Raw genomic sequence first — 9,607 nt, 5'->3', positions numbered from 1 at the left:
GTGGGGGAGCGGGACGCGGCGGGTCCGGGGCGGCTGCCGCCGGGGCCTGCGGCGGACCGCGACCCGCCGCCGCGGCCCGCCGGACGCGGGGGCGGCCGCCCGCAGCTGAGGGGCCGCCGGATGATGGTGGCCGCCGTCCTGGTGGACACCCTCGGCAGCGGGGCGTTCTACCCGCTGACCTTCCTCTACCTCCGGCTCACCACCGAGCTGCCGCTGGCGCAGATCGGCCTGCTGATGTCCGGCAGCGCGTTCGCCGCCCTGCTGGGATCGCCCCTGGCCGGGGCACTGGTCGACCGGGCCGGGGCCCGGCGGGCGCTGCTCGCCACCAACCTGCTCTGCATCGCGGGCTATCTGACCCTGCTGGTCGCCCGCCACCCGGTTCCGCTGGCGGCCGGACTGCTGGCGCTCTCCTGCGCCGAGCGGATCTACTGGGTGGCCTGGCCGGTCTTCCTGATCCAGCAGGGGGACGAGGGCGCCATCGACCGGTGGATCGCCCTCACCAACTCCCTCAAGAGCGCGGCGGTGGGCGCCGGCGCACTGGTGGCCGCCGCCGCGCTGGCCGCGGGGAGCACCGGGGCGCTGCGCATGGTCCTGCTGGGCAACGCGGCGACCTCGCTCTTCGCCGCGGCGGTCTTCGCCCGGCTGCCGGACCCGTCAGGCCCGGCGCCGTCGGGGTCCGCGTCATCCGGCTCCCGGCACGCCGCGCCCGGTACGCCCTCCGACCCCGAGGACACCGCGGCGGGGCAGTCCCGGCCCGACCGCTGGCGCGCCCTGCTGCACGACCGCCCCTATCTGGCCCTGGTCGGCTCCCAGGCGGCGCTGGCCTTCGCCTGGCTGCTGCCGTCGGTGGTACTGCCGCTCTACCTGGTGGACACCCTCGGCCTGCCCAAGTGGATCGCCCCCTGCGTCTATGCGATCAACACCGTCATGATCGTCACCCTGCAGCCTGCCGTCACCCGCGCCCTCGGGCCCTTCCGCCGCACCCGGGCGGTCCTGCTGGGCACCGCACTGTTCCTGACGTCCTTCGCCCTCTACGGGCTGACCGCCTCGGTGGGCCGCGGCGCCGCCGTGGCGCTCGCCTCGGCCGGAATGGTCCTCTTCTCGCTGGGGGAGATGGCCGCCGGGCCCGGCGCCACCGCGCTGGCGCTGGTGGCCTCGCCCGCCGAGCTGCGGGGGCGCTACTCCGCGCTCTTCCAGATGGCCTGGGCGGTGTCCAACGTCAGCGGCCCGGCGCTGGTCGGCGCCGCGCTCCAGCACGGCGGCCCGGCGCTGTGGATCGTCCTCGGGACCGTGGTGGCGCTGGGCGGAGCGGGGTTCACCGGGTGCGAACGGCTGCTGCCCGCGCATCTACTGGTACCGAGGACCGAGGAGGCCGCGCTGTGAACGCGCAACCCCGCCGCATCCTGCACATCAGCACCGACAGCGCCCTGGGCGGCGTGGCGGAGGTCATCCGGGCCGAGTCCGCCGCGCTCTCCGGCACCGGCTGGACGGCGGACTGGTACGTCGCCAAGCCCCGCGGGGTGGCCAAGGAGGCGGCCTTCCTGCTGCACGGCTCGCTCTACGGGCGGCGGACCGACTCGCCGTTCCCCGCCGACACCGCCGCCGCGGGTCTGGCCGCCTACCTCGCCGACCACGGAGCGGCGGTGGCCGAGGCGGCCCGGACGGCGGACGCGGTGGTGCTGCACGACCCCATGGGGCTGGCCCTGGCGCCCGCCGTGACGGGCGGCCCCGGCCGGGTGCTGTGGCGCTGCCATCTCGGCTTCGAGCAACCGGAACGGCTGGACCGGTCGGCGCTGGAGACGGTGCTGCCGCTGCTGGAGAAGGTGGATGCGATCGTCTTCTCCAGCAGCGCGTTCGTCTGGCCGCAACTGCGGGGTGACCAGCGGCTGCTGATCACCCCGCCCGGGATCGACCCGCACTCGTGGAAGAACCGCGACATCCCCGACGAGGTCGCCGATCCGCTCTGGGCGGCGCTCTCCGGCGGACGGCCCGCCCCGGTGCCCGAGCAGTGCGCACCCGGCGCCGAGGCCGCGGTGGACGACATCGGCACCGGCGGCCTCACCCGGCCCGACGCGCCGTTCGTGCTCCAGGTCTCCCGCTGGGACCCGCTCAAGGGACAGCTCGGAGTGCTGCGCGGCTTCGCCCTGCTGGCCCGGGAGGACAGCGAGCTGGAACTGGTGCTGGCAGGTCCGCACATCGTCCCCACCAACTACCCGGCGAACGCGGAGATCCGCCGCCGGCTGGCCGACGAGCGTGCGGCGCTCCCTGAGGGCGTCCGGCGGCGCGTCCACATCTGGTCGTTCCGTCCGGGGCCGCGCGCCGCCGAGGACCTGGCGCTCAATGTGCTGCGCCGAAGGGCCGCCACCGTGGTGCAGAACAGCCTGCGGGAGAGTTTCGGGCTCACGGTGACCGAGGCGCTGTGGCAGCGGGCGGTGGTGGTCGGCGCCGCGGTCGGGGGGATCGCGGACCAGATCGACCACGGGATCAACGGCCTGCTGACGCCGTACAGCGCGGGCGACGCGGCATGGGCCGGGACCGTGCGGTGGTCGCTCGACGACGCCGCCGGGCGCAGCCGCTGGCGGGAGGCCGGCCGCCGCTCCGTCGCGGAGCGCCATCTGGCGGCGCACGCCGTCGGGCGCCAGCTCGCCCTGCTGACCGGTCAGCGGCCGGGAGTCAGGGCGGGAGCCGAGGGCGGAGGAACGGCTGGGAGCGCTCTCATGAGCCTGCCGTACGACCGCCCGTGACCGCTGCGGAGGTCATGCGGTGGCGCGGACCACCAGCCGGGTCGGGGTGATCACCGAGGCGGGGGAGTGGCGTGCCGCGTCCGCTCCGCCGTCGTGGGAGAGCCGCCGCAGCAGCAGACGGGCCATCAGCCGCCCCATGTCCTCGATGTCCTGGCGCACCGTCGTCAGCGGCGGGTCGGTCCAGGCCGCCACCGACTCCAGATCGTCGAAGCCCACCACGGCCACGTCCTGCGGCACCCGGCGGCCGTGCTCGCGCAGCACCCGCAGCGCGGCCGAGGCCATCAGGTCGGAGGCGGCGAAGACGGCGTCGAGGTCGGGGCGCCGGGCGAGCAGTTCGGCCATCGCGCGTCCGCCGCCCTCCTGGGTGAAGTCGCTCTCGGCGATCAGCTGGGGATCGCCGTCGGGCAGGATGTCCCGGTAGCCGTCGAGGCGGTCGGCGGCCGAGGTCTGGTCCAGCGGGCCGGTGATGGTGGCGATGCACCGCCTGCCCAGTGCGGCCAGGTGGCCCACGGCAAGCCGGGCGCCGCCGCGGTTGTCGGTGTCGACATAGAGCTGGTCGCGGTCGGTGGCCGCCCAGGGGCGTCCGCCGATCACGGTGGGCAGGCCGACCCGGTGGGCCATGGCGGGCAGCGGGTCGTCCTGGTGGAGCGAGAAGAGCAGTGCGCCGTCGACATGGCCGCCGGCCAGGTAGCGGCCGACCCGCTGGTAGTCGCCGGAGTCCTCGACCAGCAGCAGCACCAGCTGCGAGTCGGCGGCCGAGAGCTCCTTGCCGATTCCCCGCAGCTGTTGGGCGAAGAAGGGGTCGGAGAAGACCCGGCTCTCCGGCTCGGCGACGACCACCGCCACCGCGTCGTTGCGGCGGGTGACCAGCGTGCGGGCGGCCTGGTTGGGGACGTACCCCAGCTCCTCCACGGCGCGCTGCACCCTGTCGCGCAGCGTGGCCCGCACCCCGGTGCCGCCGTTGACCACCCGTGAGACGGTCGCCCGGGAGACCCCGGCGAGCTCGGCCACCGCCTCCAGGGTCGGGCGGAGCGTCCCGTTGCGCTGCGGTTGCGCGGACTCGTCGGTCACCTGGGACTCCTAGCGCTGCATGCGAGGGTTGTGGCGTAGAGCTTAGCCGGTGGCGAGAGCGTGTGAGAGCGCTCTCTGTCATGGATTCGTCCCTGCTCCGTTACGGTATGAGCCGCGCTGCCATGTTCCTGTTGGGCGGGGGGCATAAGCGCGATGGGGGATCAGGCCCCCAGTGCGGGCGACGGGAGGTGTCTTCGACATGCCGCTCCACCGAGAGGCACGCGAAGAGAACAACAGCGGTGACACGCCGGACGGAAAGCCGGGACGTACCGCTGTCAAGGAGCGCATCCGGGAGGGGCGGGCGGCGGACGACCGGCGGGAGCGCGGCCGCGACCGCCGCCGGGTGCCGTGGTATGTGGCGCTGCCGGTCACCCTGGCGGTGATCCTGGCGGCCTTCCTGGCGGCGGCGAAGCTGGACTGGCTGCCCGGCCTTCCGGACCTCTTCGGCACCGAGACCAAGGACCGCAGCGGACCGGCCGTGCTCAAGTCCATCCAGGACATGAGCCGCTATCAGGCCGCCACCGGCAACTTCCAGGTCATCGTGGACCTGGAGAAGGACGCCAAGTTCCTTCCGGAGGCGGTCCGCGGCAGCCGGACCCTGTACGTCGGAGCGGGCAGCGTCGCCGCCTATGTGGACCTGGGCAAGGTCGCCAAGAACGGCGTCATCGTCTCCGACGACCGGCGCCGCGCGGTCCTCACCCTGCCGCACGCGCAGCTCGCCCAGACGGCGCTCGACCCCAAGCGGTCCTACGTCTTCACCAAGGAGCGGGGCATCCTGGACCGGTTCGGGGACTTCTTCGGGTCCAACCCCGGAGACGACCACGAGCTCAATGTGCTGGCCGCGCAGAAGATCCAGGCCGCGGCCAAGGACAGCGACCTCAACGCCCGCGCCGAGCAGAACACCCGCAGCATGCTGCAGGGGCTGCTGCGCTCGCTGGGCTTCGACAGCGTGGAGGTGCGCTTCCAGTAGGCCGGTCCCCGCCGGTCCGGCGAGGCGGTTCGGCACCGCGGGCGCCGGGAGCGGCAGGGGCGGTGCCGTACGGCGGCGGTGGCCCGGGTCCAGGGACCCGGGCCACCGGCCGTCGGGCCGGCGACGCGGTCAGCGGACAAGGCGGGCCGCGCCGCCCGGTCACCCCGGGCGGCAGGCGTTCTGATGAAACGTCAGCCGTGTGCGTCGCGTCCGGCCGGGTCCTCGCCCGGGTCGCCCAGTGCCTCGGCCAGGCGTTCCAGCCCGGGCAGTGCCTGCAGCACCAGGTCCCGGTCGGCGGGGGAGAGCGACGACAGGGCGGCGGCCATCCGCCGCTCATGGGCGCGCTGCCAGTCCGTCAGTTGCCGGTGGCCCGCCTCGGTGAGGGCGATCCGCGCGGTGCGGCGATCCCCTGGATCGGCCTGGCGGTCCACGAACCCCGCCTCCAGCAGCTTGCCGACCAGCCCGCTCACCGTGTTGGGCGCCAGCCGCTGCCGCGCCGCCAGCTCACCCACCCGCAGCGGGGCGGCGGCGAGCGTCTGCAACAGCTCCACCTGGGCCATCGGCAGCGACTCCCAGGGGTAGTCGGTGCGGATGGAGCTGCGCAGCGCCCGGCGCAGCCGGGTGACCACATCCGTCAGACGCTGCGCCCGCTCCGCCGTGCCGGCCGCCTCCGGTGCGCCGGGGCCGGCCGCGGGGCGGTGTCCGGAGGGGTCGTGGGGCTGAGGCGAGAGGTGCGGCATGGCGCTCAGCGTAGCGCCGCGGGCCTGCGGTTCCGCCGCCCGGTGGGTGCCTCCCCCTGCGGGCCGCCGTACGGTCGGGCCGTACGGCGTGCGGGGTGGCGCGGCGGCCCGCGCCGCACCGCACGACGAGGGGCGGGGCACCCCGGCACCAGGCCGGCGGCGCCCCGCCCCTCGCGGCGGAACCCGGCAGCGGGTCAGCCCAGGGGCTTGGCCCCGCGGGCCTTGAGCATGTCCGTCATCAGCTTGATCTCCGAGGTCTGCCCGGCCACCATCGTCTGCGCCAGCCGCTTCTCGACCGCGTTGTGGCTCATCGCGACATAGCCCTGCGCCATGTGCACACCGCCCTTGTGGTGCTCGATCATCAGCTGCAGATAGAGCACCTCGGCCGCCTTGCCGCTCGCCTTGCGCAGCTGGTCGAGCTGGGCGTTGGTCGCCATGCCCGGCATCAGCGACCCGTCGTGCGCCTGGTAGTCGTCCCCCATGCCCATCCAGGCCATGGGCTTGGCGGTGGACGTCTGGGCCAGACCCCACTGGTCGAGCCAGCCCGACATCATGCCGCGCTGGTTGGCCTGGGTGTTGATGATGTCGAACGCCAGCAGCCGCACCTCCGGGTCCTGGGTGCGGTCACGGACGATGAACGACATGTTCACCGCCTGCTGGTGATGGACGGACATGTCCCGGGCGAAGCCCGCCTCGGGGGATCCGTCCGCCGGGGCCGCGGCAGCCGAGGCCCGGTCGCCCGCGACCGCCGGGGAGCCCCCGGAGGTGCCGATCACCAGCGCCAGGGCACCCACGCAGAGCGCGGCGAACCCCGCCACCACGGCGGGCCACCACATGCCCCGCCGCCGGGCGGGCGCCGGCGCCGCCCCGGTGCCGTCCTCCATCGCCTGCCCCTCGGCGCGGGTCACTGCATCGCCCCGGCGTCGGCGCAGGACGCCCCGGGCTCACGGGTCTGCGGTCCCTGGACGTACTTGAGGAAGAACTGGTTCACCCGCGGGTCCTTGGCGCTGTCCACCACCAGCTGGGTGCCCCAGGCGGAGAGCGTGATGGTGCCCTGCTCGCTCGGGTAGGGGCTCATGAAGGAGTACGTGGTCGCGGCGACCTTGTCGGAGAGCGTCTTGATGTCGGCCGCGGTGGCCTTGTTGTTGTAGGTGACCCAGACGGCGCCGTGCTCCAGCGAGTGCACCGCGTTCTCGTTGGGCACCTGCTTGTCGTAGACCTTGCCCTCGCAGTCCAGCCAGACCGGGTTGTGGTTGCCGCCCACCGGCGGGGTCATCGGGTAGTCGACCTTGCCGTTGACGTGGTTGTAGGTCAGGTTCTTCCAGGTCTTGACCCCGGCTATGTCGACCTTGGCGGCCTGCGCCTTGGCCGAGGCCTGGGCGGAGGCGGACGCGGTGGCCTTGGCCTTCTTGGCGTCGTTCTTGTTGTTGGCGTTGATCACGATGAAGGCGCCGCCGCCGATCATGCCGGCGATGACCACGCCCGCGACCGTGAAGGCGACGGCCTTGTTGCGGCGCTCGCGGCGCTTCTCCTCCTGGCGCAGCTGCTCGATGCGCGCTCGGCGCGCGGCGGTGCTCTGCTTGGCGGAACCCATGGGTGTGTCCTTCTCTGTGTGCACGGAAGAGATCTCGGCAAGAGGCACGGGCCCCGAGGGGACGCCGTGCCGACCCGGACGCGGCAGCGCACGCGTCAGGGGTGGGTTCCGCTTAGGTCCGCAGGACCTGGAGCAGGTGAAGGTCGGGAGACCGGTCGACGCCGGGCAGCGGGCCCCGCGCCTCGGTGACCGGCCCGGGGTGCAGCACCACCGCGGCGTACGGGGTGGTGATCATCGGCTGCGGCGGCGCGTTCGGCAGTACCGCGTCCTGCAGGCAGTGCTGGCCGCCGGAGCAGCCGCTGCCGGGCCAGCCGCCGGTCGCATAGGCGTAGCAGAGCGCCGCGGTGCCGCTGTCCGCGCTCCCGCCGGTCTGCCGGGTGTCCGCCGGGCGGCCGTGACCGGACCGTCCGGACGGGGCCGCCCCCTCGGAATGCGCCGCGGCCGGACCCTGCCGGGCAGGCGCCCCGGCCGCGGCCGCCACGGGGGCGGCGGCGCGGAGGCCGCCGGCGTCCGCCGCGTACGCGGAGCCGGTGCAGGGCAGCAGGCAGACCAGCGCCACCAGCAGCCCGGACCAGAGCACCCGCACTGGACGGAGCGGCCGCAGGGCCTGCCAGGCCGGGCGATCTCCGTGAGCGGGTGCGGTCATGCGCCCATATTAATCAGCCGAACGGGTGATTGGGCTGGGCCGGTCGGCATCCTTGCGGCGTCAGCCGCCGCGGACTGGGCCGTCCTGTCCCTCCAGGGGCTGCCGCCGCACCCAGCCTTTCTCGCAGGCGTACCAGCCCAGTTGCATCCGGGTGGAGACGGACGCCAGGTCCATCAGCCGCTTGACCCGCCGCTGCACCGTGCGCAACCCCAGTTCCAGCTGCTTGGCGACGCTGTTGTCGGTCAGACCGGCCAGCAGCAGCGAGACGATCAGCAGGTCGGTGTCGTCCGGCGCCTCCGGGGCCTCCTCCTCCACCCCCGCGTGGGACAGTCGCAGCGGACTGCCCTGCTGCCAGACCGACTCGAAGAGGCTCACCAGCGCCTCCAGCAGCCCGCTGGCGTGCACCACCAGCGCGGCCGGCTCCGCGGAGGCCGACCCGGTCGTCAGCGGTATCAGCGCCACCGACCGGTCCGCCACCACCAGCTTGGTCGGCACCGACTCCACCATGCGGACCTGCTCCTCGCGGCCCAGGGCGGCGGACAGCTCCAGCAGCCCGCCGGGACGGTCGAGCATGCTGCGCTCCACCAGGATCCGGTACGCCACCCCGCGCTCCACGGAGCGCTCCTCGGCCGCGTTGTCCACGCCCGCCACCACCATCGGCTGGGCGGTGACCATCCCCAGCACCTCGCGGCGCGCGCCGAGCTGCAACTGCTCGAAGCGGTGCCGCACCCCCTCGGTGCCGGTGACCACCTCCATCAGGTCGTGCGCCGCCATGTCCGCGGCACCCACCCGGTACTCCCGGGCCAGCGCCGACACCGCAAGCTCGGCCTGGTCCAGCTCATGGCGGCGCTGGGAGAGCAGCGCCCCCAGGGCCACCGCGGGCGGCGCCGCCACATAGCGGTCCGGCCGGCCGGGGGAGGGCGCGGCCAGCCCGCGCCGCTCCAGGCGCCGCAGGGCCACCGCGATGTCGTCCTCGGCGGCGCCCAGCCGCCGCGCCAGCTCCGGTGCGGCGGCGGCGCCCACCCCGACCAGGGCGCGGTAGGCGATCTCCTCGTGGTCGTCCAATCCGACGAATCCGAGCACTCGACTTACCCCTTGTCCACGGCCGGCGGCGCCGCCCACCGTCCCCCGCCGACTGCGGGAACGCTCGGTGCCGCAGCGACCGCGGCAATGAAACCCGGTCGCCGTCGGCCATCATGTTCGATCACGTGCGATTTCTGCCAGTGCCGCCCCGTGCGGCGGGTCGGACAAACTGCCGGAGGTGTCTCGATCCCGTACTTCTTCCGGCGAAGCCCGCCCGGCTTGTGGACAATGGCCGACGGATGGCCGCAGTCAAGTGACCGCTCGCCCGAGGACCGGCAGAGGAGAGCGACGATGAGCAGCCAGGGCACCACGCCCCGGGACGACGCCGAGGACGGCTGGTGGCACGCCGTCTACCAGGGACCGCGGGACACCGTCCCCGACACCCCGCTGGCCGGGGCCGGGGCGGGCTCGGTCGACGAGTGGTTCGACGAGGTGCAGGGGGTGTTCGCCGAGGAGCCGGGAGCCGGAGCGGCGGGCGCGGCCGCGGACGGCGCGGAGGCCGGGTCCGAACCCGAAGCCGTGCCGGTGGCGGGACTGCCCCCGGAGAGGGAGGTCTCGGTGGACGACTGGTTCGACTCGGCGCGTGAGGTCGTCCACGCCGACCACGGCGGTTCCCTGAGCGCGGCCTCCCGAGGGCCCGCGGCCCCGGTGGCCGCCCGGCCCGCCGTACCGCCCATGGCCGCCGCATCGGTGCCCTCGGCCGGCCCGGTTCCGGCGCCTCGGGTCGGGGCGAGGGCACCGATGCGGCGGCCATGGGCG

General features: G+C 74.4%; 9 protein-coding genes and 1 pseudogene. 4 read left to right on the top strand and 6 right to left on the bottom strand.

Annotated elements, in window-relative coordinates; genetic code table 11:
* Positions 1-1,383 (top strand): MFS transporter (locus AOK09_RS24885; protein ID WP_217698478.1); only part of this gene is annotated, 1,383 nt, incomplete at its 5' end.
* A complete protein-coding gene (locus AOK09_RS24880) occupies positions 1,380-2,744 on the top strand; it encodes a glycosyltransferase (RefSeq protein ID WP_055589474.1) in 1,365 nt (454 codons plus the stop codon). The genes AOK09_RS24885 and AOK09_RS24880, both read left to right, overlap by 4 nt.
* Positions 2,745-2,756: 12 nt before the next feature.
* Here the strand turns inward: AOK09_RS24880 and AOK09_RS24875 are convergent, their stop codons facing one another.
* A complete protein-coding gene (locus AOK09_RS24875; protein ID WP_055589473.1) occupies positions 2,757-3,815 on the bottom strand; it encodes a LacI family DNA-binding transcriptional regulator in 1,059 nt (352 codons plus the stop codon).
* Between the two features lie 199 nt (positions 3,816-4,014).
* Here AOK09_RS24875 and AOK09_RS24870 point away from each other — a divergent pair, with 199 nt between their 5' ends.
* Positions 4,015-4,785, top strand: coding sequence for a DUF4230 domain-containing protein (locus AOK09_RS24870; protein ID WP_079063397.1), 771 nt, complete (start codon positions 4,015-4,017; stop codon positions 4,783-4,785).
* A gap of 191 nt (positions 4,786-4,976) precedes the next feature.
* On the opposite strand, the gene AOK09_RS24865 is transcribed toward AOK09_RS24870, so the two are convergent.
* The 5 genes from AOK09_RS24865 to AOK09_RS24845 form a co-directional block, all read right to left on the bottom strand.
* Positions 4,977-5,525 carry a MarR family winged helix-turn-helix transcriptional regulator gene (locus AOK09_RS24865; protein WP_055589472.1) on the bottom strand — a complete coding sequence of 183 codons (549 nt, stop codon included), beginning with the start codon at positions 5,523-5,525 and terminating at the stop codon, positions 4,977-4,979.
* 194 nt (positions 5,526-5,719) lie between these two features.
* Entirely contained in the window at positions 5,720-6,361 is a 642-nt protein-coding gene (locus AOK09_RS24860; protein WP_055589476.1) for a DUF305 domain-containing protein, read from the bottom strand.
* 68 nt (positions 6,362-6,429) lie between these two features.
* Positions 6,430-7,119 carry a DUF3105 domain-containing protein gene (locus AOK09_RS24855; RefSeq protein WP_055589471.1) on the bottom strand — a complete coding sequence of 230 codons (690 nt, stop codon included), beginning with the start codon at positions 7,117-7,119 and terminating at the stop codon, positions 6,430-6,432.
* Positions 7,120-7,231: 112 nt separating this feature from the next.
* The gene (locus tag AOK09_RS24850; protein ID WP_157876024.1) at positions 7,232-7,765 is read right to left on the bottom strand and encodes a hypothetical protein; all 534 of its coding nucleotides are present in this window, start codon (positions 7,763-7,765) and stop codon (positions 7,232-7,234) included.
* Positions 7,766-7,825: 60 nt separating this feature from the next.
* Positions 7,826-8,848, bottom strand: coding sequence for a helix-turn-helix domain-containing protein (locus AOK09_RS24845; protein WP_055589469.1), 1,023 nt, complete (start codon positions 8,846-8,848; stop codon positions 7,826-7,828).
* Between the two features lie 291 nt (positions 8,849-9,139).
* Between AOK09_RS24845 and AOK09_RS24840 the strand changes: the two are divergent.
* Positions 9,140-9,607, top strand: a pseudogene (locus tag AOK09_RS24840) (hypothetical protein); the annotation flags it as partial.

The organism is Peterkaempfera griseoplana (assembly GCF_001418575.1).
GTDB classification, from domain to species: Bacteria; Actinomycetota; Actinomycetes; order Streptomycetales; family Streptomycetaceae; genus Peterkaempfera; species Peterkaempfera griseoplana.
Note: the sequence above shows the minus strand (reverse complement) of the source record. Positions and strands in the feature narration are given on the sequence as shown.

What these genes read in the sequence shown, in the direction of transcription:
- AOK09_RS24850 (WP_157876024.1), bottom strand. Translation starts at nt 7,765, where the DNA reads ATGACCGCACCCGCTCACGGAGATCGCCCGGCCTGGCAGGCCCTGCGG.
- AOK09_RS24855 (WP_055589471.1), bottom strand. Translation starts at nt 7,119, where the DNA reads ATGGGTTCCGCCAAGCAGAGCACCGCCGCGCGCCGAGCGCGCATCGAG.
- AOK09_RS24860 (WP_055589476.1), bottom strand. Translation starts at nt 6,361, where the DNA reads ATGTGGTGGCCCGCCGTGGTGGCGGGGTTCGCCGCGCTCTGCGTGGGT.
- AOK09_RS24865 (WP_055589472.1), bottom strand. Translation starts at nt 5,525, where the DNA reads ATGCCGCACCTCTCGCCTCAGCCCCACGACCCCTCCGGACACCGCCCC.
- AOK09_RS24870 (WP_079063397.1), top strand. Translation starts at nt 4,015, where the DNA reads ATGCCGCTCCACCGAGAGGCACGCGAAGAGAACAACAGCGGTGACACG.